Raw genomic sequence first — 26,256 nt, 5'->3', positions numbered from 1 at the left:
CCGATCTACGCTAGGCCTAACTCGGAAAATTAACCCGCGTAAGAAGTAAGCCGGGCGCCAGTAAGCGCAGCGCATTGCACCGGATGTTTTGCGAGTTGGGCGACAAGTCACCCATCCCTGCGAACCCCATTTCATTCGGCGCAATAACGATTGCGCCCTACCGGGCTGATGAGTCTGGCGGGATCTTTGATAAACCCGAAACGTCGCGTTTGAGTGTCATTGACTTGTCAGCTATTTGTCAGAAATTTTTACAGTCTCGCCTGGGAATGTTTCAGACTAGTTGCTGCTATTCACTATTCCAATACTTAACATGATGTAGTTAAACATAATTTTATTATTACCCATCCTATTGGAATGGATAATGCTTAATGATTGGTAAGGAGTAGTACGATTGTGATTAATGGAAGTATTGAACAAGGATGACGAAACATGAACGCACATTTAATGAAATCAGTAGCTCTGGTGAGCGCGGCCTTCGCGGCGCTGAGCGTCGGGGCGACGGGCGCCCATGCCGGCGTCCTCAAATCCGATGTCTATGGCCATGACGCCAACGGTCCTCTCTACACGAATCAGCCGTTTGGCTTCACATCAAACACCGATCCCGTCAGCCACACAATTGCGATGCCTTCCGGCGGTGCGGTTGCCCGCAGCAGTCACTTTGGCGCGGCATCCGCCGCCCAACAAACCCTGCGCGCCGCCGCTGATCTTAGGGTGAACTCCCTCCCAGAGGGGCCTAATGCATCGGCAAAGACCGAAACGCATTTCCGTAAAGAGGTGGTTGTCAGCTCTGGCACTTCAGGGTTAGCGAACGGGACTCCGGTCCGGCTCAATCTCGCGCTGCGTCTTGATGGCGCTGCCAGAACCGGCTTTATTAACCACGCCCCTCCCGGCACACTCCTCTACATCCCGCTTGACTACAGGCTGTTAACCACTGCCGATATCAGTTTTCGCTACGGCGTCACAGACTTGAATCAGGGGTCGCCTGGTGGAGGTGGAATCGAGGGGGGCCCCGGCGGCAGCTCCTCTCTCGCATTGGCTAGTTTAAGCAGCTTCGGCAACCTTTGGTACGATTATCAGGGCAAGAGTACTGCTCCCAACACCTTGTTCTCATCCCGCCGCTATTCTTGGGACGCTTATTCCATTGTGAATGGCGACCTTCCCGGCGCGTTCGTGAATGATTACGATGAAGTGGCAGGCGGCTTGCCAGGATCCACGGGTTACACCTTGGATACAGGATTGCTTGCCCTGCAGATTGACACCCTTGTTGGAAACACCCTGGCCATTGAAGGCTATATGGATATTTTCCTGCAGGCGTATGCTTGGGATAACACTGACCTTATCTCTATCACGGCCAGCAGCCTGGGAGATTTTGGGTCAACCTTTGATGCGGAATTGACTTCCAGCGTTGCGGGAATCGTGCTGGAAGGAGAACTGCCAGGGGTTTACTTGGCCGGCACCCAGCCGCCGGTTAGCGGCGTTCCCGAACCCATGACCATTAGCCTGCTGGGCGCCGGTCTGGCGGTCATTGGTTTAATGCGGCGGCGCTCCCTCTCCCGTGTCGCCCCTGACGTGCTACAGAGATAAGGGGGCGTTCGTTATCCTTTTAAAGCAAAGAAGGGGCCGGGTTCACTTTAAACCTACTCACCGGATTCCGCACATTGGGCCTTCCGCATGGCTTGGCTTAGCGTCGCTGTCCGGTCATTTGCTCCATTGTATCCAACCGAGTAATTGGAAATCACGGGTTCTGCGCCACCAGCCCAGAACCCGTTTCAAAACCAGGCTGACGAGCCAAACAAGAACAACTCATCAAAACCAAACCCGCACCACCGTCTGCGCCTCGCCTTCGCCGCGCGCGCGGATCTCCCCGATCCGGAAAACCGTCTCCCCCGCCGCAACCAGATTCTGCATCGCCGCCTCGGCATGTTCAGCGGCCACCACCACCACCATGCCGATACCGCAGTTGAAAGTACGGTGCATCTCGCTGTCCGCCACGCCACCGTGTTTCTGCATCCAGTGGAATAGCGGCGGCATGTCCCACGACTGGACGTCGATATCCGCCATCAGGTGTTCGGGCAGGATGCGCGGCACGTTGCCGGTGAGGCCGCCGCCGGTGATATGCGCCATGCCTTTCACCGGCATGGCCTGCATCAGGGCCAGCAGCGGCTTGACGTAGATGCGGGTGGGGGTCATCAGCACATCGCCCAGGGGGCGGCCATGGAAATCGGCGTCCACGTCGGCGCCGCTGATTTCGAGGATTTTGCGGATCAGCGAGTAGCCGTTGGAGTGTGCGCCGCTGGAGGCCAGCCCGAGCACCGCGTCGCCGGGGCAGATGGTGCTGCCGTCGATGACTGCGTCACGTTCCACCACGCCCACCGCGAAGCCCGCCAGGTCGTATTCGCCGGCGGGGTACATGCCCGGCATTTCCGCGGTCTCGCCGCCGATCAGCGCGCAACCGGCCTGCTCGCAACCCAGCGCGATACCCTTGATAACCTGTTCCGCCACGTCCACATCGAGCTTGCCGCAAGCGAAGTAGTCGAGGAAGAACAGCGGCTCGGCGCCCTGCACCAGGATGTCGTTGACGCTCATGCCGACCAGATCGATGCCGACGGTGTCGTGCCGGTTCAGCATGAAGGCGAGTTTGAGCTTGGTGCCGACGCCGTCGGTGCCGGATACCAGTACCGGATTTTTGTATTGGGCGGGCAGGCCCATCAGCGCGCCGAAGCCGCCGATGCCGCCCAGCACTTCCGGGCGCATGGTGCGTTTTGCCCAGGGTTTGATGCGGTCTACCAGGGCATCGCCGGCGTCGATATCCACGCCTGCGTCACGATAGGAAAGGGTGGGTTTGTTGGGAGAAGTCACGGCGGGCTCGCGTTTCGATTGGAAAATTCGTGCTATTTTACCGCAAATGAATGCTACCCAACCGAACCGCGATTTTGTCTGGATACTCGCCGCCGTGCTTGTCACGGGCGGGCTGCTGTATCTGCTTTCCCCCATTCTTACGCCATTTCTGCTGGCGGCGATTCTGGCCTATATCTGCCACCCGCTGGCCGATCGGCTGGAGCGGCTGAAACTGCCGCGCGGCGCGGCAGCAGGCATCGTGATCATCGTGCTGGGGCTGGTGTTTTTCCTGCTGGTATTGATCCTGTTGCCGATGATACAAACCGAGACCAGCCATTTCATTGCCAGCCTGCCGAGATATGTGGACTGGCTGCAACACAGTGCTGCGCCGTGGCTGCAGGAGCATCTGGGCATCACCGTGCCCGATGCCGAGGGACTCAAGCAGCTGCTGTCCGATCACCTGCAGGGTGCGGGTAACGCCGCTGGCAGTGCCGCAGTCTGGCTGAAAACCGGCACGCTGGGCATCGTCAGCCTGGTCGCCAACCTGGTGCTGATCCCGGTGGTGTTCTTTTATCTGCTGCGCGACTGGGATGTGATGATTGACTGGGCTGATGGGCTGGTGCCACGGCGCTGGCACGCCAAAGTGCGCCAGCTGGCCACGGAAATCGATGCGGTGTTGTCGGAGTTCTTGCGCGGCCAGCTCTCGGTCATGCTCATCATGGCAGTGTTCTACACCACCGGTTTGTGGATCGCCGGGCTGGATTACGCCCTGCCGATCGGCATTCTGGCCGGACTGCTGGTGTTCGTGCCGTACATGGGTGCGATCTCGGGCATGGCGCTGGCTACCCTGGCGGGACTGGTACAGTTTTCCAGCCTGTCGGGGATGATCCCGGTCTGGGTGGTATTCGGCATCGGCCAGCTGGTGGAAGGCTATGTGGTGGTGCCGCGCCTGGTCGGCGAACGCATCGGCCTGCATCCGGTGATGGTGATTTTTGCGCTGCTGGCGTTCGGCGAAGTGTTCGGTTTTTTCGGCGTGCTGCTGGCATTGCCCATCTCCGCCATGCTGCTGGTGACGCTGCGCCACATCCGGGCGGCTTATCAGCACAGCAGCCTGTATCAGGACTGAACGGTATAATGCGGGTTTTGCCACGACTGCTACCGCCATGACCACGCCGCTGCTCGAATCCGCCATTCCCTCCCTGCAATTGCTATCGCGCGGCAAGGTGCGCGATGTTTACGCGGTAGACGACCGGCGCCTGCTGATTGTCGCCAGCGACCGCCTGTCCGCCTTCGATGTGGTGCTGCCCACGCCGATCCCGGGCAAGGGCGCGATGCTGACGGAAATCTCGCATTTCTGGTTTGGCAAGCTGGGGCACCTCATCCCCAATCATCTGACAGGCGACGCGCCGGAATCGGTGGTGGCGGAAAACGAGCGCGACCAGGTGGTGGGCCGCGCTATGGTGGTGAAGCGCCTGCAACCGCTGCCGGTGGAAGCCATTGTGCGCGGTTATCTGGTGGGTTCAGGCTGGAAGGAATATCAGAGCCAGGGCAGCGTATGCGGCATCGCGCTGCCCGCCGGCCTGCAACAGGCGGGCAAACTGCCACAGCCGATTTTCACCCCATCCACCAAGGCGGCGCTGGGTGCACACGACGAGAACATCGATTTCGCCCGCGTCGAACAACTGCTGGGTGCCGGCATCGCCGCCCAGGTGCGCGACGCCAGCATTGCCCTGTATACCCAGGCGGCGGAGTATGCGCTTACCCGCGGCATCATCATTGCCGACACCAAGTTCGAGTTTGGTCTGGATGCAGCGGGCAAGCTGCACCTGATCGACGAAGTGCTGACCCCGGATTCTTCCCGCTTCTGGCCGGCCGATCAGTACCAGCCCGGCAGCAATCCGCCCAGCTACGACAAGCAGTTCGTGCGTGACTGGCTGGAGGCTTCCGGCTGGAACAAGCAGGCGCCTGCGCCGGAATTACCGGCTGAAGTCGCTGCAAAAACCGCAGAGAAATACCGCGAAGCGGTGGCGCGCCTGACTACTTGAACTGCTGGTTCAGGTAGGTCGCCACGATATCCACCAGCTGGCTATCCATATCGGTGAAAAAATGGTCCGCGCGCGCCACCTGCATCTGCTCCGAGCCCGGTTTGCCCTGCAAGGTTGCTTTGCGTGCCGCCGCATTGTTCAGCACGTCGGGCAGATCGTTCTGGCCGTATAGGTCCAGCACCGGCATGTTGACCTTGCGGTAATCCGCGCGGATGGGTATACCGATGGCCACCCATGCCTTGACTGCCGGGTCAGGCCGGGCAGACAGATATTCATAACTCATGCGCGACCCCATGCTGTGCGAAACAAAACCGATGTTGGCGTAGCCTTTGGCCTTGAGAAAATCCACGGCCAGTTTCAGGCGTTGCGCTGCTTCCGGAAGCGTGGCCGTGTAAGCCGCTGCCTTGGCGGCATTGTCCAGCACCGGCATCTGCACCGACAGCGTGGTGTAGCCGCGGTCCGGCAACTGGCTGCGCAATACGCCGATCAGACCCCAGTCGGGATGGATGCCCATCCCATGCACGATCACCAGCGCCGCCCTGGCATCCTTGGCCGGGGTGTAGAGCGTTAAAAACTTGTGCCCGTTAGGCTGTTCCAGATAGATCGGGTCGCCCACCACCACACCCGGAACAACCTCGTCCGCCCACTTTTTCTCGCGCGCATAATCCGCCGCATCCGCCGCAAAAGTGCTGCTGGTCAGCATTAACAACACAATCATCCACAATGTGCGCATATCGTTCCCCTCGCTGCGTTGGTTGGACTCAGGTCAGACTCAACATCATCTTGATACCCAGACTATAGAGCAATACGGCGAAAATTTTCTTAAGGGTCGCAACCGGAAGTTTATGCGCAGCCCGTGCGCCCAGCGGCGCGGTAAAAATGCTCGCCAGCGCCACCAGCACCAGTGCCGGCAGGTAGACATAGCCCAGGCTATGGGCGGGCATGGCCGTGGCGTTCCAGCCGGACAGAATATAGCCCAGCGTGCCCGCCAGCGCGATGGGGAACCCGATCGCGGCTGAGGTGCCGATGGCTTCGTGCATTTTGGCATTGCACCACAGCATGAACGGCACCGACAGCGTGCCGCCGCCGATGCCCACCCAGCTCGACACCATGCCGATCACATTGCCCACGGCAAACATCGCCGCAGTGCCGGGCAAGCCGCGATGAGCCTGCGGCTTGATGTTGAGCAGCATCTGGGTGGCGGCGTAAAACAGGAACGCGACAAAGAAATACTTGAGAAACGTGGCAGGCAGCAAGGTGGCAAGCCAGGCGCCAAGCAGTGTGCCGGTCACGATTCCCGGACTGATGCGGCGCATCGCAACCCAGTTGACCGCCCGGTGCGCATGATGCGCGCGCACGCTGGAGAGCGAAGTGAAGGCGATGATCGCCAGCGAGGTGGCCAGCGCGAACAGCAGCACGCGGTCGGCGGGGAATCCCTCGGCGCTGAAAATAAACACCAGCACCGGCACCATCAGCAGGCCGCCGCCCACGCCCAGCAAACCCGCCACAAAACCCGACACCAGACCCAGCGCAAGGTAATGCGGAAGGTAATGAGTCACACCAGCTCCTAGATTTGCGCCTTCAGGCGCATGGCTTCTTCGTTGAAGGCGCCATCAATCTTGTGCACGATATCTTCCACCATGCGGAATCCTTCCACCGGGGCGTCGTCTTTCATGTAGAACAGCCGGATCGGCCCCAGTGTCTTGATGGCCTGGGCGCGCTCGATGGCGTCCGCTGGGGTGGCGAGGCCGCTATTCTGGTACATGTCGGCGATGACTTTGCCTGCCACCGGATTTTTGTGCGAACCGCTGCGCGCCGCCTCCAGGGTAGCTTCTGCATCGCCATCCATGATGTCGTATTTGGAGTGGCTGCCAACATAGGTCAAAAGTTCGATAAACGTCATGTGAAACTCCTTAGTGTTGCATGATAAGTCCGTCGCGCAGGCTTGCCCCGCAAGTCTTTTCGACGCGTTCGATGTAGTACATCAAATCCAGCGGCATGGTCACGCCGTCCAGCAATTGTAGCGGAAACAGGTCGCACGCCAGCAGCAGGTCGCAAGCGCTGAACGCGCCCCCGGCATAAAAGCGCTGGCGCCCCAAATGACGCGCCAGCTCAGCCAGCCGGGACTGCGCGGAAAACTGGCTGAAACCATCGTAGCGGTCATTGGACAAGACTTCCACGCTCATGCCAAAACGGTGCTCGATTTGCGCTTTATAGGCCGTCTGGATCGCCGGGTCAGCGCCAATATCGGCAAACACCGGTGCCACCGGTGCATACAGCCTGGCCAGCAGATGCTCGACCGATTGCCGCCAATCCAGCAGCGCCTGCCAGGTGGCCGCTTCAACCAGGCCGTCAAAAATCGGTCTGCCCCCAATCCAGCCATCCAGCTGGCGCAATATTGCCAGCGAATCCGTATGCAGGCTGCCGTCCGCCAGACACAGCACCAGATCGGCGTGGGCGATACCCAGCTCAAAAAAAGTTGCGTCATCGTCGTGGCTGAGCGCCACAAGTTCATGGTCGATACCTTTGTAGGCCAGCGCCAGCCGCACCCGCTGCGCGGGCATGGAAGACCAGTAATGGAACAGTCGCGGCCTTGTCATGATTCAAGCATCTCCGCCACTACAACTGGCTGACGATGAATTCGTATTCGCGAGGATCCACCGGCGTAATCGACAGCCGGTTGCCTTTTTGCAGGATGCGCATGCCGGCAAGTGCGGGGGCTGCACGGATTTCCCTGAGCGGCATCAGCCGGGTTTTTTTCACCAGCCTGACATCCACATTGAACCAGCGCGGCGTTTCGCGCGTCGCCTTGGGGTCAAAATATTTGTTGGCCTGGTCGAACTGCGTTTCATCCGGATAAGCCAGACGACTGACTTCGGCCAGACCGGCGATGCCCGGCTCCGCACAGCTGGAATGGTAGAACAGCACCTTGTCCCCCACCCGCATCTGGTCGCGCATGAAACTGCGCGCCTGGTAATTGCGCACACCGTACCAGGCCACCGTCTGCGCGGGCAGCGCGGCGAGGTCGTCAATACTCACATCGGAAGGCTCGGATTTCATTAACCAGTAACGCATGGCTTCCTCGGCATATAATCGGTTCTTCGGAGTTTTCCGATTTTACTGGAAATACACATGAGCCTGCTCGAAGAAAAACTCATCCGCTGGTATCAGGAACCCGCCGTACAGGCCCATAACTGGGAACCGCGCCTGTTCTGGAAAGAAATCGACACGCGCCATCCGTTCGGCACGCTGAAAGTGGAGCCACGCGAACTCGAGGTGCTGTTTGCCACGCTGATCGGCGCACCCTCGGAGTGCATGGCTGAGCTCAATGCCGAATCGCAGGTGCGCGGCGATTACATGCTGCGCGGCGATTTTCTGGCTGCCAATGCGCGTCGCCACGAGTTGCCGCTGTTAACTCGCGTGTATGCCTGACACGGTCTATATTGATAGTCCAACCTCGTTTCAAGGAGACTGTCATGACTAGCCTGGAGATGAAACTCAAAAACTGGTTCCAGCACCCGGCAATCCAGTACCACGACTGGGATCCGGCACTGTTCTGGAAACCGCACGACGAACATGATCCGTTTGGCGAGCTGCGCGTCGATCCGCAGGAGCTCGAAGTCTATTTCGCCGCGCTGATCGGTGCCGAGTCAGAGTGCTACGATGCGGTCAATCAAAATCATCAAGCCGCAAAATTTTCACCCTTGCCACGCGCGGTGTTTCTCACCGTAAGCGCCCACCGCAACGACGTCCCGCTGTTCAGTCCGGCCCATACCCTGCATTAGGAAAACGCATTTGAAACAACTCGACGACACCATGCTCGACACGCTTGCGCAACAGGCACAACTCTCGCCGCGCAAGCGAGCCAATTACAATCTGCACAAAGATTTAAACGATCCGATCCAGCGGCTGGCCATTGCGATGGAGCCGGATACCTGCATCCGCCCGCACCGCCATCTGCAGACCTGGGAACTTCTCACCGCGCTGCGCGGGCGTTTTGTGGTGCTGCACTTCGATGACAGCGGCACCGTGATCGCACGCGCCGTGCTGGGTGAGACGGTGCAGGCGCTGGAACATGATGCCGGCGTCTGGCACGGTGTGTTGTCGCTGGATGCAGGCGGGGTGATTTTTGAAGTGAAACATGGACCGTATCGGCCCATTACCGCGAGCGATTATTTCCCGGATGTCGATCTGGACGACGCCAGCCTGAATGCCTGGTATGCCAAGGCGCAGGTGGGCGACAACCTCATGCGCGCTTGATAAGCGTGCCCACCCCTTCCTTGGTCAGGATTTCCAGCAGCAGTGCATGCTCGACCCGGCCATCGATGATATGCGCGGATTTCACGCCGCTGTTGATCGCGTCCACTGCATAACCCACCTTGGGAATCATGCCGCCGGAAATCGTGCCATCCTCGATCAATGCGTCGATCTGTCGGGGTGTAAGGCCGGTAAGGAGCTTGCCTGCCTGGTCCAGCACGCCGGCGGTATTGGTCAGGAACACCACCTTCTCTGCCTTGAGCACCCCAGCCAGCTTGCCGGCGGCCACGTCGGCGTTGATGTTGTAGGCGCTGCCCTGCGAATCGGTACCCAGCGGGGCGACCACCGGGATGAAATCACCCGAGTCGAGGAGCTGAATAATCTCCGGGTCAATGCTGGTGATTTCTCCCACCTGGCCGATGTCCAGCATTTTGCCTTGCTCTTCCTTGCTCTCCACCAGCATTTTCTTGGCATGGATGAAGTTGCCGTCCTTGCCGGTGAGTCCGACCGCCTTGCCGCCGTGCTTGTTGATCAGGGTAACAATGTCCTGGTTGACCAGACCGCCCAGCACCATTTCCACCACGTCCAGGGTTTCCTCGTCGGTGACGCGCATCCCCTGGATAAATTCGCTCTGCTTGCCAATGCGTTTCAGCAATTCGCCGATCTGCGGTCCGGCGCCATGCACCACCACCGGGTTCATGCCCACCAGCTTGAGCAAGACCACGTCCTTGGCGAAACTTTCCATGAGCTTGGGGTCGGTCATCGCATTGCCGCCGTATTTGATGACGATGGTCTTGTCGAAGAAGCGCTGGATGTATGGCAGCGCTTCGGAAAGGATATTGGCCTTATCGCCCGGGGTAAATTTGCTGGTCGGCATGGTGGCTTGATTCTGAATGGATAGGCTGAATTCTAACTGCACAGGGGGAAACAAAAAAGCGGCACATCATTCTTGCCGCCGCCACTTCCGGCCGGGGCTCTGCAATTTGGAGCGCTTGTTGCGGCGAACCTTTTCCTGCAAATTCCAACTAACTGCATATATCGGCCCTTCAATGCAGAATGGCGATTGGAGTATGCGGTGTGGTAAAAATTCAGCGCCGGGAAAAATTTTCTTGTAAGGTATTTCAAGTTCATGCGACTTACAGGCAGGTGAACCGGGAACGGGATTGGATCCCGCTCGGCACACTCATTGCGTTGCTGGTGGGCATTCGCACCGGCTAACCAGCACTTCATTTTGAATCGCTTTTTTACTTTTGGAGATAATTATGGTCAGCAAAAAAAATATACTGAACATTGCCCTGGGTAGCGCTTTTGTTGCCGCTTTCGGCACGGCCGCGGTGGTTGATGCGGCTCAAAACCCGTTTGCCATGCAAAGCATGGACAAGGGTTATATGACCGCCGACTCGCATATGGCCAAAGATAGCAAGGCCATGGAGGGAAACTGCGGGAGCGCTCACATGAAAACCAAGGAAGGTGCGTGTTCCGGCAAGAAAAAAATGATGCAAGACAAGAAAGGCAGCCATAAAAAAATGGAAGGGGACAAAAGCGACGCCGATAAAAAATCGGCTGACATGCCGGCCGCCATGTAATTTCGACTTCGCGTCAGGATGAGTCCGCTCAATCTGCACGGTGCGGGGCTTGGGCTGCGCAGAGAATTGCTCAGTGCTCTGGAAGCCCAGGTTCCTTCCGTGATTGATTTTTTCGAAATTTCCCCGGAAAACTGGATCGATCTGGGTGGAACACTGGGCCGTCGCCTGCGCCCCTTTACCGAGCGCTACCCGTTCGTCTGCCATGGCTTGTCGCTATCCTTGGGCGGCCCGGCTGCGCTGAACGAAGTCCTGCTGCGCAAAACCAAGGCCTTCATGGATCTGCACGATATTGCCTTGTTTACCGAACACCTGTCTTACTGCAGCGATGACGGGCATTTATATGATCTGTTGCCCATCCCGTTTACCAGTGAGGCGGTGACTTACGTGGCAGCGCGCATCCGTCGCGCCCAGGACATCCTGGAACGCAAGATCGCCATTGAAAACGCCTCTTTTTATGTGATGGCAGACATCGCGGAAATGGACGAGGCCGGCTTCATCAACGCCGTTCTGGAAGAAGCCGATTGCCTGCTGCATCTTGACGTCAACAATGTCTATGTCAACAGCATCAACCACCAATTCGATGCGAGCGCCTTCATCCGCGCCATGCCCGCGCAACGCGTGGTGTATATGCATATGGCCGGGCATTATCAGGAAGCGCCCGACCTCCTGGTGGACACCCACGGCGCGGATGTCATCGAGCCGGTATGGGCCCTGCTGGATGAGGCATACCGCCATGCCGGCACGTTGCCTACGCTGCTGGAACGCGATTTCAACATTCCCCCATTGAGCCAGCTGGTCGGCGAAGTCGAGCGTATCGCCGCCTTGCAGCGCAGCCATCAACACCCCCATGAGCGACGCCAAAGCGCCTGAACTGCCGGCATTCCAGCGCTATCAGCTTGCCTTCACCGCCCACCTTCGCGATCCCCGAGCGCATCCACGCCCGCGCAAGGTTGAGGCCCGGCGCATGGCGCTGTATCGCGAACTGCTCTACAACAGCGTGGAAAGCGCGCTGCTGGCCTGCTTTCCGGTGCTGCGCCGGATACTGGGCCAGCGCAAATGGGGCAGGCTGGTGCGCAGCTTTTTGGCACAGCACCGTAGCCACACGACTTATTTCCGCCAGATACCCGACGAATTCATCCAGTTTTTGCAACATGAATGGACGCCAGCTGCCGATTACCCGCCGTTTATGCTGGAACTGGCGCATTACGAATGGATCGAGCTGGCGCTGTCAGTCTCCGCGCACGAAACGGATCTGAGCGGACTCGATAGCCGCGCCGAGCTGCTGGAAAGACGTCCCGTACTCAATCCGGTGATGGCTCTACTCAACTATGTCTATCCAGTCCATCGCCTCGGGCCGAAGTTCAAGCCCGTTGAGGCGCCTGCCCAAACCACCCACCTGCTGGTGTTGCGCGACCTGGCAGACCGGATGCGTTTTATCGTACTGAATCCGGTCAGCGCACGTCTGCTCAGCCTGCTGGAAACGGGTGAACTCAGCGGACGGGCGGCTCTCCTCAAGCTGGCCGAAGAAATACATCACCCGGACCCGGAAACCATGCTGCGCTTTGGCATGGATATGCTGCAGAATCTGCACGTCGAACAAGCTATTCTCGGTACCCGCTGAGCTCGTTTCACCCCGTCTTTCCCCGCCTGCTCAATTCTGCCGGCTTTGACAATGACAACGCGCTTTCAGGCGTCATGCAAGTTCCCGTACAATCACGACTTTAGCCACACCCCCTAATTCGCGTCTAAGCCCATGGACGATACTCCGGAAATCCACAAAGCCCACGACAGCACCGAAGACAACCTGGATCGGGTGGTCTCGTTGCTGCGCAAGCATCATCTGGTGGCAAATCTGGTGCATAAACAGGATATGCCGCGCCATGACCTGGTGGAAGGCCTGGTCCACAAACAGCACCTGGCCGAGCTGCATGCGCTGCTGGACGACATGCATCCGGCGGACGTGGCACGAGTACTGGAAGCGCTGCCGCGCGATGACCGTTTGCTGGTATGGGATCTGGTCCGCGTAGAGCATGACGGCGAGATATTGCTGGAAGTCTCCGACGCAGTACGCGAATCGCTCATCAAGAGCATGGATAGCGACGAGCTGCTCGCCGCTGCCGAAACCCTGGACACCGACGAAATCGCCGACCTGGCGCCCGACCTGCCGCAGGACGTGATCCAGGAACTGCTCGAGTCGCTCGATGCGCAAAAACGTGCGCGCCTGCAATCGGCGCTGTCCTACCCGGAAGACAGCGTGGGCGCACTGATGGACTACGACATGGTCACCATCCGCGCCGATGTGACGCTGGAAGTTGCGCTGCGCTACCTGCGCCGGCTGAAGGAATTGCCGGATCACACCGACAAGCTGTTCGTGGTGGACCGCGATGGCGCGGTACGCGGCGTGATGCCGTTGCAACGTCTGTTGCTGCAGGATCCCGACGCCAACGTGGCCGACGTGATGGCGGAAGAAGTGGTGACTTTCCGTCCCGAAGACGAAGCCACCGATGCCGCCCAGGCCTTCGAACGCTACGACCTCGTGTCGGCGCCCGTGATCGATGCGCGCAACCGGCTGGTCGGTCGGCTTACGGTGGATGCGGTGGTAGACTACATCCGCCAGGAGTCCGACAGCGAGATGCTGTCCATCGCCGGTTTGCGCGAGGAGGAGGACATCTTTTCCAGCGTATGGAAGTCGGTGCAAAACCGCTGGGCGTGGCTCGCCATCAACCTGGTCACCGCCTTCATCGCCTCGCGCGTCATCGGCCTATTCGACAGCACGATCGAAAAACTGGTGGCGCTGGCCGCGCTGATGCCCATCATTGCCGGGATCGGCGGCAACTCCGGCAACCAGACCATTACCATGATCGTGCGCGCGCTGGCTCTCGGACAAATCCACCCGGACAGCGCCAGAAAACTGTTTACCAAGGAAATCGGCGTGGCCGCACTGAACGGCCTGATCTGGGGCAGCGTGGTCGGCCTGTTTGCCTACATGCTGTACGGCAAACCGGCGCTCGGCCTGGTGATGATGGGCGCCATGACGCTCAACCTGTTGCTGGCAGCAGTGATGGGCGTCGCCATTCCAGTGCTGATGCACAAATTCGGCCGCGATCCGGCAGTCGGCTCCAGCGTATTGATTACCGCCGTCACCGACAGCGGCGGCTTTTTCATCTTTTTGGGTCTGGCGACCCTGTTTATGGCGTACTTGAAGTGAGCGCCGCGACAGCGGACTCGCGCAATGACGGCATCGCTATTTGCAATTCGATCGACAGGAATTAATCATGCAGCAATTTGATCTCATCGTAATCGGTTCCGGCCCGGGCGGCTACCGTGCAGCCGTGCTCGCCACCCTGCGCGGCTTGTCCGTCGCCATCATTGAAAAGGCCGACTGGGGCGGCTGCTGCCTGAACCGCGGTTGCGTGCCCAAGAAGGACTGGCATCACACCGCACAACTGGTGGCGGCGAGCAAAGGATTTGCCAAACGCGGCATCAGCGGGACGCTGAGCGCAGAACTCGACGGCGCCTGGCAACACCAGAAAAAAGTCGTGGAAACCGTGCGCGACAGCTACACCGACTACATGAAGCGCCTCGGCATCAGCGCCTTCAATGGCGCAGCGCGTTTCGTCGACCCCCACACTGTCGCCGTCGGCGAAACCAGTATTAACGCCCAACACATCATCATCGCCACCGGTTCCAGCCCGCTGGTTCCCGACGCTTATCCGCTCACCCCGGGCCGCGTGCTGACCACCGACGACCTGTTCGACCATGTACCGCCCGCGGGCAAACGCGTGGCGCTGGTCGGCAGCGGCGTGATCGGTACTGAATTCGCGTTCATCCTCAGCCAGCTCGGCCGTGACGTATTGTGGATCGCCAACAGCAAGCCGCTGGCCAGCAGCGCCTACTCGCAGCCGGCGCTGAAAATCCTGTACGAAGCGCTGGCCCGGCACGATATCAAGGTGCGTACCGGCTGCCGCGCGCAGTGCGTGGAAATACTGCCGGACGGCGTCAAACTCACCCTCGGCGACGGCAGCGTGGAAACCGTGGACTGGGTATTGCTCGGCACCGGGCGCCGTCCGCATACCGACAATCTGGCCGCCGATGCAGCCGGCGTGACGCTTGACGCCAGGGGCTTCGTCAAAGTGAATGCCCATCTGCAAACCAGCGCGCCGCACATCTACGCCATCGGCGATGTCGCCAATCCACGCATGACCGCCAACCAGGCGCTGGCCGATGCCGCTGTGGCCATCGCCAATATCCTCAGCCCCGGTTCGCGCGAGCGGGATGCCGGCGCCGTGCCGGAGCTGGTTTACTCGGCCGTCGAGCTGGGCCGCATCGGCATGAACGAGGACGATGCCGAAGACGCCGAACTGGAGCCCGCCGTCGGCTTTGCCGCGTTCGAAACCAACCCGCGTGCGCTCGGCCAGGACGACACCGACGGCTTCGTGCGCCTGATTGCCGACATGGATAGCGGCGCATTGCTGGGCGCGGAAGTGGTGGGGGCCGAAGCCGGCGAAATGCTCCACGTCATCGCCCAGCAGTTCGGCCACGACGACGCGCTGGCGCGCTTCGCAGGCATGTTCTACAACCACCCGGCCAGAACCGAGGAAATCCAGAATGCCACCGAGACACTGGCGGCAAAATGGGGGCTGGCGCAGCAGGTATTTGGGGAATAACCCGAATGACGTCTTCCATCCGCATCGACCATGCCTGCGCTGCCGACGCGCCCGTCGTCGCTGAAATGGTGGGCGAGTTGCTGAATGAAATCATGCGTGCCACGGGCAACAAGGCTTTCCATTTCAACCTGGAAGAAACCACGGCTCGACTCAGGACATTTCTCGAACAGGAGAAATACCATGTGCTGATCGCACGCGACGCAACGGCTGGCACGGAAGTCGGATTCCTTACCTTGTGCGAAAGCTTTGCGCTGTATGCCGAAGGCGCCTATGGAACCATCCCTGAGCTGTATGTACGCCCGGAACTGCGTTCACAGCATGTCGGGCAACAGCTGATTCAGGCTGCCAAAACGTTCGGCCACGCCAGGCAATGGAAACGTCTGGAAGTGACCACGCCGCAACTGCCGCAATTTGACCGCACGCTGGCATTCTACGAACGCGAAGGATTCAGCGTCGCCGGCGGACGAAAACTGAAAATGGCTTTATGACCTCAACTCCCCATACCGGTGTGGCCCTCTATCTGCGCCTGCTGCGCCACGTCCGTCCGTACTGGAAAATGTTCGCCGGGGCGCTGCTGGCGATGGCGGTGACGGCGGCGGCCGAACCGGCCATCCCGGCGCTGTTCAAACCGCTGCTGGACGGCAGCTTCGTCAAAAAAGACCCGGACATGATCCGGTTGATTCCGCTGGTGATGATTGCGCTGTTTGTGGTGCGCGGGCTGGCCGACTTTGCGGCAACGTATGGCATGAACTGGGTCGGCAGCCGCCTGGTGATGGACTTGCGCACGGCGATGTTTCGCAAGCTGGTGGCGATGCCAACGCGCTTTTACGACGACAGCTCCACCGGCACGCTGATCGCGCATATCGTGTTCAATGTCACCCAGGTCACCCAATCCGCCACCAGCGCAGTGACGCTGCTGGTGCGCGACACGCTCGCCATCGCCGGGCTGCTGGGCTGGCTGTTGTGGCTGAACTGGAAACTCACGCTGATCATCATCGCCATCGCCCCGCTGGCCATTTTCATTATCCGCACGGTCAGCGGCCGCCTGCGCAACATCAATCGTCAGGCGCAGCAGAATCTGGGCGAGATTACCCACGTGGTGGAAGAGTCGGTCGGCGCGCACAAGGTAGTGAAAATATTCGGCGGGCAGGATTACGAATTGCAGCGCTTCGGAACAGCGGTAAACAACGCCCGGCTCTATTTCATGAAGGGCATTTCCGCCGCTGCCGCCAATGGCCCGGTAGTGCAACTGGTGGCTGCGCTGGGCGTGGCGCTGGTGGTGTATATCGCCACCCAGCAGGCGCAGCGTGGGGAACTCACTGTGGGCGGCTTCGTCTCCTACATGATTGCGATGCTGATGATTTTCGGGCCGGTGAAGCGACTCACCGGGGTGAACGAGCAACTGCAACGCGGTCTGGCCGCGGCGGAAGTGGTATTCGAGCTGATCGACCGCGACACCGAAACCGATACCGGCACACTGGCGATTGGCCGCGCCCGGGGCGCACTGGAATTCCGCCACATTACCCTGGCCTACCCGGACAAACCCATCCCGGCGCTCAACGATATCAACCTTGCCATTCGCCCCGGCGAAACCGTGGCCCTGGTCGGCGCATCGGGCAGCGGCAAGACCAGCCTTGTCAACCTGATCCCGCGCTTCTACACACCGGATTCAGGACAGATTCTGCTCGATGATCGCGCCATTACCGACATCACGCTGGCCAGCCTGCGCGCCAATATCGCGCTGGTGTCGCAGGACGTAGTGCTGTTCAACGACAGCATTGCGGCCAATATCGCCTATGGCGCGCAAGCCGGTGCAAGCGAGGCCGACATCATCCGCGCCGCCGAAGCTGCGCACGCCATGGAGTTCATCCGCGAGCAGCCGCACGGCCTGCAAACCATGGTCGGCGAGAACGGCGTCAAGCTCTCCGGCGGCCAGCGCCAGCGTATCGCCATCGCGCGCGCACTGCTGAAAGATGCGCCGGTGCTGATCCTCGACGAGGCTACTTCGGCGCTCGACACCCAGTCCGAGCGCCACGTCCAGGCCGCGCTGGAAACCCTGATGCAGGGCCGCACCACACTGGTCATCGCACACCGCCTGTCCACCATCGAAAACGCCGACCGTATCGCGGTGATGCAGCAGGGCCGCATCATCGAAATCGGCAGCCACCGCGAGCTGCTGGACAAAAACGGCGCCTATGCCCACCTGCACCGGCTGCAATTTCACGAGACCAAGTCATGAAACCCATTTGCCACAGAGAACACAGAGGGCACAGAGAAAACCCTTCATTTGGGCAAGCGGCTCGTGTTCTGGGTGACCGAAGCGGCTTGTCTGCAAGCGCCGATTCTCTCTGTGCCCTCTGTGTTCTCCGTGGCTAAAAGATTTTCAAGAAAATGACCGAGCCAGCCATCCAGCCCGTCAAACCGCCACGCTCCCTGCTCTCCGCAGCCGGTAAGGCCATCGGCGATTTCGCCATGATCCGCGACGGTGACCGCATCCTGCTGGGCATTTCCGGCGGCAAGGATTCGCTGTCGCTGCTGCATGTGCTGCTCGATCTGCAACGCCGCGCACCGGTGAAATTCAAACTCGCCGCCTGTACTGTGGACCCGCAATCGCCGGACTACGACCCCAGCGTGCTGAAACCCTACCTGGCGGGGCTGGGTGTGCCGTATTTTTTCGAGAGCCAGCCGGTACTGGAAGAAGCCAAGCGCAACATGGACGGCGACTCGTTCTGCGCCTACTGTTCAAGAATGCGGCGTGGAATACTGTATCGCGTCGCGCGTGAAAACCATTACAACGTACTCGCGCTGGCGCAGCATCTGGACGATCTGGCCGAAACCTTTTTCATGTCCGCCTTCTTCGGCGGCAAGCTGCGTACCATGCAGGCGCATTACACCAACGATGCCGGCGATGTGCGCGTGATCCGGCCATTCGTGTATGTGCGTGAACGCCAGACCGCCGCCTTCGCCCAGCAGGCTGCACTGCCCGTGGTGCCTGAAAATTGCCCGGCCTGCTTCGCCATGCCGATGCAGCGCCAAAGCATGAAGCTACTGCTGGCGGAACAGGAAAAGGCCCATCCCAAGCTGTTTTCCAGCTTGTTGACGGCGATGCGCCCGCTCATGCAGTCACCGTCTGCCTGACTCTAGCGCCGCTTATTCACTCGATCCGGATCGAGCGGAAACGGCGCGGCAGTTCACGCTTCAGCAACGCATCGATCGCGCCTGCATTGGGCTGGTAAATAAAAGGGCGGCGCGGATAAATTCGGTCGTTCACCCAGTGGCTTGACCAGCCATGCGTGGTGGCGATGCATTCGTGCGCAAAATCACCCAGTTGAAACGCCCGCCCGACTTCCAGGCAGCCGGACAAGAACACATCCACATAGGATTGCACAATGGGGTAGCTTGTGGAGGGTGGCGCGATGTTTTGCGGCTTGTTCACATAAATCCAGCGCTCGCCGTCCGGGAGCGGCGATAGATCCAGCGTGGTGATTTGCGCTGCACTGATTTTGACCCGGCAATAGCCATTCTCCCGGCTGTCCATGGCGGCGATTGCAGATTCATCCGGCAAGGAAAAAAGCACGGCATTCATCGGGGAGCGCGCATCCGCCGACACCCCTAAAAACGTAGTGCTGAAACCCGTGGATGAACCGCGTGCAATCCAGGCGCGCCGAAATCCCTGCACGCGCACCGGCACGGCCTCGCCCGCGGCGGGCGCTGTGCGCTGGCGCGAGGCCCGTTCCAATAAGCTGCCGTAGCCAACGATATACTGGTTTTTGCCATGCTCGGGGTGAGGATGGCATATCTCTTCGGGCGTGCCGGCTTGTTCAACGCCCCCGATTCGGCTTGCATCTGCCCACACAAAATGGCTGGCGAACGCGCCCAAAAACACCATGCAAACAATTGCAGTTTTTCTCATTCTGTCAGCCCTGAAATGGGTTGCGGCCATTCGAGCCGCGCGCTCAATGTTGCGGTGTCAAGTACGTCAAATTAACAACCCCATGTTTAACATGGTATTTGTAGCGTGTGAGTTAGGTTAGAATCAAACGTTGTGCTACCGCCACAGTGTTTTAATACACCAACGATAATCCACAGGTCAATCATGCAAAAACCCGATATTCCTTCTTTTATCCCGCCGCGCCGCACGCTGATGGGGCCAGGTCCGTCCGATGTACCGCAGCGCATTCTCGATGCCATGGCTCGCCCCACCATCGGCCATCTCGACCCCGCTTTCGTGGGCATGATGGAACAGATGAAGGAGCTGCTGCGTTACGCGTTCCAGACTGAAAACGCGCTCACCATGCCGGTGTCCGCGCCCGGTTCGGCGGGGATGGAAATGTGCTTCGTCAACCTGGTGGAACCGGGCGACAAAGTCATCGTATGCAAAAACGGCGTATTCGGCGGGCGCATGCTGGAAAACGTGAAACGCACCGGCGGCGTGCCGGTGGTGGTGGACGATGCCTGGGGCACGCCAGTGGATACCGCCAAGGTGGAAGAAGCCTTTGCCGCCAACCCGGACGCCAAGGTGCTGGCATTTGTCCATGCCGAGACCTCGACCGGCGCGCGTTCCGATGCGCATGCATTGGCAGCCATTGCGCACAAATACGGCGCCCTGGTCATTGTCGATGCCGTCACCTCGCTGGCCGGCATCCCGGTAATGGTGGACGAGTGGGAACTCGATGCGGTGTATTCCGGCAGCCAGAAGTGTCTGTCCTGCACCCCCGGCCTGTCGCCTGTGACGTTCAACGAACGCGCCATCGCCAAACTCAAGGCCCGCAAAACCCCGGTGCAAAGCTGGTTCCTCGATCTCAACCTGGTACTGGGTTACTGGGGCAGCGAGGGCAAGCGCACTTATCACCATACCGCGCCGATCAACCCACTCTATGGCGTGCACGAAGCCCTGGTCATGCTGGCCGAGGAGGGTATCGAAAACAGCTGGACGCGTCATGCCCACAATCACGCAATGCTGCGCGACGGTTTCGAGGCCATGGGCTTGAGATTTGTGGTGGAGGAAGACTACCGCCTGCCGCAGCTGAATACCGTGTATATCCCCGAAGGCGTGGACGACGCCGTCGCACGTACCCGCCTGCTGAACGAGTTCAATCTGGAAATCGGTGCGGGTCTGGGCGACTTGGCGGGCAAGGTGTGGCGCTTCGGCCTGATGGGGCATGCCAGCCGTGCGGAAAATATTGATTACTGCCTGTCGTCGCTGAAACAAGTATTATAGGCGTCATCTGCGCACTAAATTACGGGGCATCTGCCCCGTTTTTTATTGCTGCACTCTTCAAACAGGCTGGTATACCGTACGCATGATCATTCTTAAAAACCTCAGTTTGCGGCGCAGTTCCAAAGTGCTGCTGGATAACGCATCCGTCACCCTGAATCCGGGCGAAAAAGTCGGTCTGGTCGGGCGCAACGGCGCAGGCAAATCCACACTTTTCGCGCTGCTCAACGGCACGCTGCATGAAGACAAAGGCGATTTTTCCATGCCCGCGCAGTGGCGCATGGCGCAAGTGGCGCAGGACATGCCGGAGACCGAGCACAGCGCGACCGACTTCGTAATCGAGGGCGACACGGTGCTGGCTGCCGCGCAGGCCGAGGTGGACGCCGCCGAAACCAGCGACGACGGCGATCGCATGGCGCATGCCTACATGGCGCTGTATGACGCCGGCGCGCACGATGCGCAGGCGCGGGCGCAAGCGCTTATCCTCGGGCTGGGATTCAAAACCAGCGAGCTGGATAATCCGGTCAACAGCTTTTCGGGCGGCTGGCGCATGAGATTGCAATTGGCGCGGGCGTTGATGTGCCCATCCGACTTGCTGCTGCTCGACGAGCCCACCAACCACCTGGATCTGGATGCACTGGTGTGGCTGGAAGCCTGGCTCAAGCGCTACACCGGCACCATGGTAGTGATCAGCCACGACCGCGAATTCCTGGATTCGGTGACGCAAGTGACGCTGCATATCGACAATGCGCGGCTCACCCGCTACGGCGGCAACTACAGCACTTTTGAAGACATGCTTGCAGAGCAGATGCTGCTGCAGCAAGCGGCGTTTTCCAAACAGCAGGACAAAATCGCGCACCTGCAAAAGTTCATCGACCGCTTCAAAGCCAAGGCCAGCAAGGCCAAGCAGGCGCAGAGCCGGGTCAAGGCGCTGGATCGCATGGAGCGTATCGCACCGTTACTGGCGAGTGCCGACTTTAGCTTCGAGTTCAAGGAACCGGCCAACCTGCCCAACCCGATGCTGTCCATGCAAAATGTCAGCTGCGGTTATCCCGCGCCGGAAGATGCGCCGGCCGGCGCGCTGCCCACGGTGATCGTGGAAAACGTCAGCCGCTCGGTATTCGCCGGCCAGCGCATCGGCATCCTGGGTGCCAACGGGCAGGGCAAATCGACGCTGGTGAAAACCGTGGCGCGTGCCTTGACTGCCACCGGCGGCGAGCTGACTGAAGGACGCGGGCTGAATATCGGCTACTTTGCGCAGCAGGAACTGGACGTGCTACGCCCGGCGGATACGCCGCTGGAACATATGATACGGCTGGTAAAAGAAACTTCTGTCAATGGCCGCGGCAACGCGCGCGAGCAGGATCTGCGCAGCTTTCTGGGCACCTTCAACTTCAGCGGCGACATGGTCAAGCAGGCCGTGGGCACCATGAGCGGCGGCGAAAAAGCGCGCCTGGTGCTGTGCATGATCGTGTGGCAGCGCCCCAACCTGCTGCTGCTGGATGAGCCGACCAACCACCTCGACCTGGCCACACGCGAGGCGCTCGCCATGGCGCTCAACGAATTTGAAGGCACCGTCATGCTGGTCAGCCACGACCGCGCGCTATTGCGTGCCGTGTGTGATGAATTCTGGCTGGTCACACGCGGCGGCGTGGAACCGTTCGATGGCGATCTGGATGACTATCAGCGCTATCTTCTGGACGAGGGCAAGCGCTTGCGCGACAGCCTGAAAGAGAACGCGTCCGCCGCGAAAAAGCGTGCTGCCTGACGCGTGAACTGAAAAAGCGTGCTGCGTTTTAAGCGCACCGAAATCAGCCCAAACTCACGCCCATCAGCCTGCCGATGAAGTAGGTCGCCGCTCCTGCCGTGGCACCAATGGCCAGCATGCGCAAGCCGCCCAGTATGGCGTGGCGGCCGGTGAACAGGCTCAGCGTGGCGCCCACTGCAAACAGCGACGCAGCAGTCAGCACCACCGCCGCCAGCAGCGCCGGGTTGCCGCTGGTGACGAGAAACGGCGCCAGCGGAATGGCCGCGCCGGCGCAAAACGAAATGAACGAGGAAATCGCCGCGCCCCATGGCGAACCCAGCTCATCCGGATTGAGCCCGAGTTCCTCGCGCGCCAGCGTGTCCAGGGCACGAGTCGGGTCGGCGATTAAAGTATCCGCGAGTTTCCTGGCCTCGGCCTCGGGAATGCCCTTGGCGGCATAAATCAGCGCCAGTTCGGCGGCTTCTTCCTGCGGGTACTGGTCGAGTTCTTCGCGTTCCAGACCGATCTGGTATTCGAACATTTCGCGCTGCGAGCGCATCGAGATGTATTCCCCCGCCGCCATCGAAAACGCGCCCGCCAGCAAACCGGCCACACCGGTCAGCAGGAGGGTCTGGCTGCTGGCCGCAGCGCCGGCCACGCCGAGAATCAGGCTGGCGTTGGACACCAGGCCATCGTTGATGCCGAACACCGCTGCGCGCAGGTTGCCGTTGCCGCTGTGTCCCTGATGGCGTGTACCGACCTCGGCCAGCGAGGTCGGCATGCCGTGGGTGGCAGTGGGCTTGAAATACAGCGACATGCCGCGCACTTTCATCGCCGCCAGGACATGGCGCATGGCGCGCGTACCGAGCCGGGGTAACAGCCAGGCAACCAGTCGTGTGCGCATATCGGGATGAAAGGCAGTGGGCGGGATGCCGCCTTCCTTGCGGATTTCTGTAGCCCACAGGTTTGCCTGCCCTTCTGCCGCCTCGGCCAGCTCGCTGAATAAAGCCTGTCGCGGTGTGCCGGATTCGGCTGCGGCTACGGCACGGTACAGATATACGGAACGTTTTTCTTCCAGCCAGCCTTCAAATGCGTGTGATGTCATGTAGTGATTTTGGCCTGTTTGCGAAAGTCTGCGTCTGCGTGGGCGCGCAGGATACGGAACAATCCCGCCCACTCGTGGTTGGGCAGATCCTGTCCGGCATTGTAATGGTTGCCGAGCAGTTCGCGATAGGCGTCGTCAAACACGTGCGCTGCAAGGTGGTGGCCGAGCTTGCGGTAGCTCTCGAACTGCGCTTCGTCAAAGTCCTGATCACTGGTGCGCTGGTGCGGAAAGCCGGGGTTGCTGACCGCGTAGTTGAACACGTCGGAGGGAATATCGCATGCCAGCGTGGGCTTGAGGTACAGCAGCTGGGCGTCCGGCGCATCGGGGTAATGAATGCGGCCGACTGCCGCCGACCACAGACTCAAACCCGTGGCGGAGTCCGGGCGCAGCGCGCTGACGTCGATGTCGATGCGCACGCCGAAATCGGTGTAGCACTTGCGGATGGCGTTGCCGAGATCGTCGAGATTGAATTTTTCGTCCTGTCCGGCGTCGATGGCAACGATGTAGTTGCAGCGCCGCCGCACCAGTTCGTAAATGCCGAGGTTCTCGAAATGACCGCCGTCGGACAGATAGACGAACGGCGTATCGCTGTCGGTGAGACCGAACAGTTCGCTCAGCAGGTAGCGCCCGCCCAGTTTCGGGCCATAGGCGCGCCAGGCGCTGGGGTGGCACGGATTGCCGCTCCAGTGGCCGAGGCGCAGGTTGAACACCGTCATCAGCAAACACAGCGCGGGCGAGCTGTGATAACCCATGTTGGGGCTGGCCGCCGCGCCGGAAATCGCCATCGCCGTGCCGAGAAAAGCCCCGTGCGGGCCGAGGTATCCGGCGCTCGGGCGGTAGCCGCCGCGGCACTTTGCGATGCTGCTGGCGGTCGTCGCCAGGCTAAAGCCGCAATGGCTGGGGGTGAAGCTGAACGCCGCCGCCTTGCGCTGTTGCCAGGCCAGATCGCTGCCTTTGACCAGATTGATGGCGGTATTGAAAATCGGGTACGGGCGCTGCACCAGATCGGCCAGTGCCAGGTCGTCAGCCGGGTCGAAGCCGGTAAACGGCTGCGGCGCACGCTCAGGCTGGCGCGAGGCGCCCAGATAGCAGCGCACTAGCCGGTCGCGGTAAAAGTAATACAGCGCAAACAGATTGATATCGACGCGCCAGGACAGCAGCGCAGCGGCAGCCACACACGCCAGCGCCACCCCCAGCAGCAGCCAGCCGGACACCTGGTTCATGGCGGCAAGGCAGTGGTAGGCATAGTCCTGGACGCTGCTGCCAGGCGCCAGTACGCGTACATCCACATCGCTCAGCACATATTGCAGCAGCGCGCTGAGCAGGATCAGCAGGCCGCTGATGAACACCCACGGCGCACTTTTCGCCAGCCATTCCTTCCACCACACACTGCCGGGTCTCGCGGTGGCCGACCCCGAGCCGAGCATCAGCCCGGCCACCGTGGACGCCAGCCAGGCAGCGCCGCCGCCATACGCCCAGTGGCTGGCCCACAGCAACAGCGGCAATGCGTAGATGGCAACAACAAACAGGGCCAGCCAGGCCAGCCCGATGATCAGTATCCAGCCGCCGAGCCGGCTCCACCATTCGCGCATGGCGTTGGAAAAATCGCGCCCCATGAAGCCGATGTGCGCCACCACGACCAGCGAAAAAATCATCAGAATCAACGGGGTGCCCAGCCCTACCGCCCACCACACCGCGGTCCCGGCGGGCAGATAGCGCAAGCCATGCACCGCTGCATAAAACAGCAGCCCGCCCAGCGCACCCGCCGCCAGCGTGCTGAGCAGCATCACCAGCCCGCTGCACAGCGGACGCCGCCGCAACTCGCGCCGCTCAGTCTGGCCGAACGCCAGACTCAGCAAGCGGCCGTACAGCCACGGCACGGCATACAGCAGCGCGGCGGTTTTCATCCATTCCAGCGGCGATGCGGTGAGCTGCGCGCCGAGCAGAAAAAAGCCGTAACTGAACAAGACCGCGGCCAGCAGCGTCGGCAACACGATCAGTCTCAGCACCCAGCCTTGCTGACAGTACCAGCGCGGCGCCCCGGTGCTCACCAGATTGAACGAGGTCATCACCACCGCAACCAGCAGGCTCAGCCCGCCCAGCCCGAAGTAGATCGGGTGCAACGCATTGAGATAATGAAATCCGCTCCACTCCAGCAGCGTACCCAGCCCCGGCAGCCGCAGATCAGCCAGCTGCGGCAGTCCCGCAATCAGCAACCTGGGCAGCAATAGCAGCGCCGCCACGCTCAGGATCAGCACGCTCAGATTGAGATACAGATTGCGCAGGTAGGTCGCCACCGCGCCCAGCGTATCAGCCGACAGCAGGCCACCACGCGGCGTCAGATAATTGCTGTAGCTGCGCAGAAAGCGCACCGCCGTCAGCTCGTCTCCGCCGCACGCCAGGAGCGGCTCGAGTGCCGCCACGCTGCCATTGCCTTTGCGCCGGATCAGCGCCGCCAGCCAGCCGCCGATATAGCCGCCGCCCGACACCGTGGACAGGTAATCGAAACCGCGCAGCAGCTTGCGCTCGGCCAGCGCCTGGACCACGCCGAGGTTGAAGGTGGCGCTGCGGATACCGCCGCCGGAGAAGGCCAGGCCAACCAAGGGCGTTCCTGCCTCGATATTGGCTTGCGCACGAAGGGTGTCTATTAGTGCTCGTTCCTGTGTGAGCACCGTCTCAAGATCGAAAGCGGTATCGTTTTCGGTCGGCTTCTTGTGGAAAAAAATCATGACGCGTCTCCCTGATGCAGCTTAAGCCATAAAATGCGCTCATTTTCTGAGCACCCGCACCAAG

General features: G+C 60.4%; 26 protein-coding genes. 16 read left to right on the top strand and 10 right to left on the bottom strand.

Annotated elements, in window-relative coordinates; all coding sequences use genetic code 11:
• The first annotated feature begins 429 nt into the window (after positions 1–429).
• The gene (locus ACFDAU_RS00775; RefSeq protein WP_413438159.1) at positions 430–1,584 is read left to right on the top strand and encodes a PEP-CTERM sorting domain-containing protein; all 1,155 of its coding nucleotides are present in this window, start codon (positions 430–432) and stop codon (positions 1,582–1,584) included.
• A gap of 222 nt (positions 1,585–1,806) precedes the next feature.
• On the opposite strand, the gene purM is transcribed toward ACFDAU_RS00775, so the two are convergent.
• The gene (purM, locus tag ACFDAU_RS00770) at positions 1,807–2,859 is read right to left on the bottom strand and encodes a phosphoribosylformylglycinamidine cyclo-ligase (protein WP_413438157.1); all 1,053 of its coding nucleotides are present in this window, start codon (positions 2,857–2,859) and stop codon (positions 1,807–1,809) included.
• 46 nt (positions 2,860–2,905) lie between these two features.
• Here purM and ACFDAU_RS00765 point away from each other — a divergent pair, with 46 nt between their 5' ends.
• Positions 2,906–3,964, top strand: a complete 1,059-nt coding sequence (locus tag ACFDAU_RS00765) for an AI-2E family transporter (protein WP_413438155.1) — start codon at positions 2,906–2,908, stop codon at positions 3,962–3,964.
• A 37-nt stretch (positions 3,965–4,001) separates the two neighbouring features.
• A complete protein-coding gene (locus ACFDAU_RS00760) occupies positions 4,002–4,883 on the top strand; it encodes a phosphoribosylaminoimidazolesuccinocarboxamide synthase (protein ID WP_413438153.1) in 882 nt (293 codons plus the stop codon).
• Here ACFDAU_RS00760 and ACFDAU_RS00755 read toward each other — a convergent pair.
• From ACFDAU_RS00755 to ACFDAU_RS00735, 5 genes are read right to left on the bottom strand one after another with little or no spacing between them, the layout of a single operon-like run.
• The gene (locus ACFDAU_RS00755; protein WP_413438152.1) at positions 4,876–5,616 is read right to left on the bottom strand and encodes a DUF3530 family protein; all 741 of its coding nucleotides are present in this window, start codon (positions 5,614–5,616) and stop codon (positions 4,876–4,878) included. The genes ACFDAU_RS00760 and ACFDAU_RS00755 overlap by 8 nt on opposite strands.
• A gap of 28 nt (positions 5,617–5,644) precedes the next feature.
• Entirely contained in the window at positions 5,645–6,442 is a 798-nt protein-coding gene (locus ACFDAU_RS00750) for a sulfite exporter TauE/SafE family protein (RefSeq protein ID WP_413438151.1), read from the bottom strand.
• Positions 6,443–6,450: 8 nt separating this feature from the next.
• The gene (locus tag ACFDAU_RS00745; protein ID WP_413438149.1) at positions 6,451–6,786 is read right to left on the bottom strand and encodes a hypothetical protein; all 336 of its coding nucleotides are present in this window, start codon (positions 6,784–6,786) and stop codon (positions 6,451–6,453) included.
• Between the two features lie 10 nt (positions 6,787–6,796).
• Entirely contained in the window at positions 6,797–7,483 is a 687-nt protein-coding gene (locus tag ACFDAU_RS00740; protein WP_413438147.1) for a glutathione S-transferase family protein, read from the bottom strand.
• Positions 7,484–7,502: 19 nt separating this feature from the next.
• Positions 7,503–7,958 (bottom strand): EVE domain-containing protein, encoded by a 456-nt coding sequence (locus ACFDAU_RS00735; protein ID WP_413438146.1) that lies wholly within the window; start codon positions 7,956–7,958, stop codon positions 7,503–7,505.
• 57 nt (positions 7,959–8,015) lie between these two features.
• Here ACFDAU_RS00735 and ACFDAU_RS00730 point away from each other — a divergent pair, with 57 nt between their 5' ends.
• Genes ACFDAU_RS00730 through ACFDAU_RS00720 form a run of 3 tightly spaced genes read left to right on the top strand, consistent with a single transcriptional unit; the run spans position 8,016 to position 9,143 of the window.
• Entirely contained in the window at positions 8,016–8,315 is a 300-nt protein-coding gene (locus tag ACFDAU_RS00730) for a hypothetical protein (protein ID WP_413438144.1), read from the top strand.
• 44 nt (positions 8,316–8,359) lie between these two features.
• Complete coding sequence (locus ACFDAU_RS00725) at positions 8,360–8,668, top strand: hypothetical protein (protein WP_413438143.1); 309 nt, start codon at positions 8,360–8,362, stop codon at positions 8,666–8,668.
• 10 nt (positions 8,669–8,678) lie between these two features.
• The gene (locus ACFDAU_RS00720) at positions 8,679–9,143 is read left to right on the top strand and encodes a WbuC family cupin fold metalloprotein (RefSeq protein ID WP_413438141.1); all 465 of its coding nucleotides are present in this window, start codon (positions 8,679–8,681) and stop codon (positions 9,141–9,143) included.
• Here ACFDAU_RS00720 and argB read toward each other — a convergent pair.
• On the bottom strand, positions 9,130–10,017 hold the full coding sequence (argB, locus tag ACFDAU_RS00715) for an acetylglutamate kinase (RefSeq protein WP_413438140.1): 888 nt from the start codon (positions 10,015–10,017) through the stop codon (positions 9,130–9,132). The genes ACFDAU_RS00720 and argB overlap by 14 nt on opposite strands.
• A 385-nt stretch (positions 10,018–10,402) precedes the next feature.
• Here argB and ACFDAU_RS00710 point away from each other — a divergent pair, with 385 nt between their 5' ends.
• The 8 genes from ACFDAU_RS00710 to ACFDAU_RS00675 all read left to right on the top strand — a co-directional run bounded on the left by ACFDAU_RS00710 (position 10,403) and on the right by ACFDAU_RS00675 (position 18,531).
• Positions 10,403–10,726: a hypothetical protein gene (locus ACFDAU_RS00710; RefSeq protein WP_413438138.1), complete on the top strand. Its 324-nt coding sequence runs from the start codon at positions 10,403–10,405 to the stop codon at positions 10,724–10,726.
• A gap of 18 nt (positions 10,727–10,744) precedes the next feature.
• Positions 10,745–11,596, top strand: coding sequence for a DUF692 domain-containing protein (locus ACFDAU_RS00705; RefSeq protein WP_413438136.1), 852 nt, complete (start codon positions 10,745–10,747; stop codon positions 11,594–11,596).
• Entirely contained in the window at positions 11,574–12,347 is a 774-nt protein-coding gene (locus ACFDAU_RS00700) for a DUF2063 domain-containing protein (RefSeq protein WP_413438135.1), read from the top strand. Before ACFDAU_RS00705 ends, ACFDAU_RS00700 begins: the two co-directional genes overlap by 23 nt.
• A 132-nt stretch (positions 12,348–12,479) precedes the next feature.
• A complete protein-coding gene (gene mgtE / locus ACFDAU_RS00695; protein WP_413438134.1) occupies positions 12,480–13,934 on the top strand; it encodes a magnesium transporter in 1,455 nt (484 codons plus the stop codon).
• A 67-nt stretch (positions 13,935–14,001) separates the two neighbouring features.
• Positions 14,002–15,393, top strand: coding sequence for a dihydrolipoyl dehydrogenase family protein (locus ACFDAU_RS00690; RefSeq protein ID WP_413438132.1), 1,392 nt, complete (start codon positions 14,002–14,004; stop codon positions 15,391–15,393).
• 5 nt (positions 15,394–15,398) lie between these two features.
• Positions 15,399–15,881: an N-acetyltransferase family protein gene (locus tag ACFDAU_RS00685; protein WP_413438130.1), complete on the top strand. Its 483-nt coding sequence runs from the start codon at positions 15,399–15,401 to the stop codon at positions 15,879–15,881.
• On the top strand, positions 15,878–17,632 hold the full coding sequence (gene msbA / locus ACFDAU_RS00680; protein WP_413438128.1) for a lipid A export permease/ATP-binding protein MsbA: 1,755 nt from the start codon (positions 15,878–15,880) through the stop codon (positions 17,630–17,632). The genes ACFDAU_RS00685 and msbA overlap by 4 nt, the downstream gene beginning before the upstream one ends.
• A gap of 152 nt (positions 17,633–17,784) precedes the next feature.
• Positions 17,785–18,531, top strand: a complete 747-nt coding sequence (locus ACFDAU_RS00675) for an ATP-binding protein (RefSeq protein ID WP_413438127.1) — start codon at positions 17,785–17,787, stop codon at positions 18,529–18,531.
• A 16-nt stretch (positions 18,532–18,547) separates the two neighbouring features.
• On the opposite strand, the gene ACFDAU_RS00670 is transcribed toward ACFDAU_RS00675, so the two are convergent.
• The gene (locus ACFDAU_RS00670) at positions 18,548–19,306 is read right to left on the bottom strand and encodes a gamma-glutamylcyclotransferase family protein (protein WP_413438126.1); all 759 of its coding nucleotides are present in this window, start codon (positions 19,304–19,306) and stop codon (positions 18,548–18,550) included.
• A gap of 183 nt (positions 19,307–19,489) precedes the next feature.
• Between ACFDAU_RS00670 and ACFDAU_RS00665 the strand changes: the two genes are divergently transcribed.
• Positions 19,490–20,614, top strand: coding sequence for a pyridoxal-phosphate-dependent aminotransferase family protein (locus ACFDAU_RS00665; protein ID WP_413438125.1), 1,125 nt, complete (start codon positions 19,490–19,492; stop codon positions 20,612–20,614).
• Positions 20,615–20,696: 82 nt separating this feature from the next.
• Positions 20,697–22,379 carry an ABC-F family ATP-binding cassette domain-containing protein gene (locus ACFDAU_RS00660; protein WP_413438124.1) on the top strand — a complete coding sequence of 561 codons (1,683 nt, stop codon included), beginning with the start codon at positions 20,697–20,699 and terminating at the stop codon, positions 22,377–22,379.
• A gap of 43 nt (positions 22,380–22,422) precedes the next feature.
• On the opposite strand, the gene ACFDAU_RS00655 is transcribed toward ACFDAU_RS00660, so the two are convergent.
• Entirely contained in the window at positions 22,423–23,463 is a 1,041-nt protein-coding gene (locus ACFDAU_RS00655) for a VIT1/CCC1 transporter family protein (protein WP_413438123.1), read from the bottom strand.
• Positions 23,460–26,192 (bottom strand): hypothetical protein, encoded by a 2,733-nt coding sequence (locus tag ACFDAU_RS00650; RefSeq protein WP_413438122.1) that lies wholly within the window; start codon positions 26,190–26,192, stop codon positions 23,460–23,462. Before ACFDAU_RS00650 ends, ACFDAU_RS00655 begins: the two co-directional genes overlap by 4 nt.
• Positions 26,193–26,256 lie beyond the last annotated feature (64 nt).

Origin of the sequence: Sulfuriferula sp. GW1, assembly GCF_047300855.1 — a bacterium.
GTDB lineage: Bacteria > Pseudomonadota > Gammaproteobacteria > Burkholderiales > Sulfuriferulaceae > Sulfuriferula.
Note: the sequence above shows the minus strand (reverse complement) of the source record. Positions and strands in the feature narration are given on the sequence as shown.

Bases quoted from the DNA above. Each gene is read 5' to 3' on its own strand.
- ACFDAU_RS00700 (WP_413438135.1), top strand. From the start codon at position 11,574: ATGAGCGACGCCAAAGCGCCTGAACTGCCGGCATTCCAGCGCTATCAG.
- ACFDAU_RS00660 (WP_413438124.1), top strand. From the start codon at position 20,697: ATGATCATTCTTAAAAACCTCAGTTTGCGGCGCAGTTCCAAAGTGCTG.
- ACFDAU_RS00690 (WP_413438132.1), top strand. From the start codon at position 14,002: ATGCAGCAATTTGATCTCATCGTAATCGGTTCCGGCCCGGGCGGCTAC.
- mgtE (WP_413438134.1), top strand. From the start codon at position 12,480: ATGGACGATACTCCGGAAATCCACAAAGCCCACGACAGCACCGAAGAC.
- ACFDAU_RS00665 (WP_413438125.1), top strand. From the start codon at position 19,490: ATGCAAAAACCCGATATTCCTTCTTTTATCCCGCCGCGCCGCACGCTG.
- ACFDAU_RS00760 (WP_413438153.1), top strand. From the start codon at position 4,002: ATGACCACGCCGCTGCTCGAATCCGCCATTCCCTCCCTGCAATTGCTA.
- ACFDAU_RS00710 (WP_413438138.1), top strand. From the start codon at position 10,403: ATGGTCAGCAAAAAAAATATACTGAACATTGCCCTGGGTAGCGCTTTT.
- ACFDAU_RS00650 (WP_413438122.1), bottom strand. From the start codon at position 26,192: ATGATTTTTTTCCACAAGAAGCCGACCGAAAACGATACCGCTTTCGAT.
- ACFDAU_RS00725 (WP_413438143.1), top strand. From the start codon at position 8,360: ATGACTAGCCTGGAGATGAAACTCAAAAACTGGTTCCAGCACCCGGCA.
- ACFDAU_RS00730 (WP_413438144.1), top strand. From the start codon at position 8,016: ATGAGCCTGCTCGAAGAAAAACTCATCCGCTGGTATCAGGAACCCGCC.
- ACFDAU_RS00670 (WP_413438126.1), bottom strand. From the start codon at position 19,306: ATGAGAAAAACTGCAATTGTTTGCATGGTGTTTTTGGGCGCGTTCGCC.
- ACFDAU_RS00685 (WP_413438130.1), top strand. From the start codon at position 15,399: ATGACGTCTTCCATCCGCATCGACCATGCCTGCGCTGCCGACGCGCCC.
- ACFDAU_RS00675 (WP_413438127.1), top strand. From the start codon at position 17,785: ATGACCGAGCCAGCCATCCAGCCCGTCAAACCGCCACGCTCCCTGCTC.
- ACFDAU_RS00740 (WP_413438147.1), bottom strand. From the start codon at position 7,483: ATGACAAGGCCGCGACTGTTCCATTACTGGTCTTCCATGCCCGCGCAG.
- ACFDAU_RS00765 (WP_413438155.1), top strand. From the start codon at position 2,906: ATGAATGCTACCCAACCGAACCGCGATTTTGTCTGGATACTCGCCGCC.
- ACFDAU_RS00745 (WP_413438149.1), bottom strand. From the start codon at position 6,786: ATGACGTTTATCGAACTTTTGACCTATGTTGGCAGCCACTCCAAATAC.
- argB (WP_413438140.1), bottom strand. From the start codon at position 10,017: ATGCCGACCAGCAAATTTACCCCGGGCGATAAGGCCAATATCCTTTCC.
- ACFDAU_RS00755 (WP_413438152.1), bottom strand. From the start codon at position 5,616: ATGCGCACATTGTGGATGATTGTGTTGTTAATGCTGACCAGCAGCACT.
- msbA (WP_413438128.1), top strand. From the start codon at position 15,878: ATGACCTCAACTCCCCATACCGGTGTGGCCCTCTATCTGCGCCTGCTG.
- ACFDAU_RS00775 (WP_413438159.1), top strand. From the start codon at position 430: ATGAACGCACATTTAATGAAATCAGTAGCTCTGGTGAGCGCGGCCTTC.
- ACFDAU_RS00705 (WP_413438136.1), top strand. From the start codon at position 10,745: ATGAGTCCGCTCAATCTGCACGGTGCGGGGCTTGGGCTGCGCAGAGAA.
- ACFDAU_RS00655 (WP_413438123.1), bottom strand. From the start codon at position 23,463: ATGACATCACACGCATTTGAAGGCTGGCTGGAAGAAAAACGTTCCGTA.
- ACFDAU_RS00735 (WP_413438146.1), bottom strand. From the start codon at position 7,958: ATGCGTTACTGGTTAATGAAATCCGAGCCTTCCGATGTGAGTATTGAC.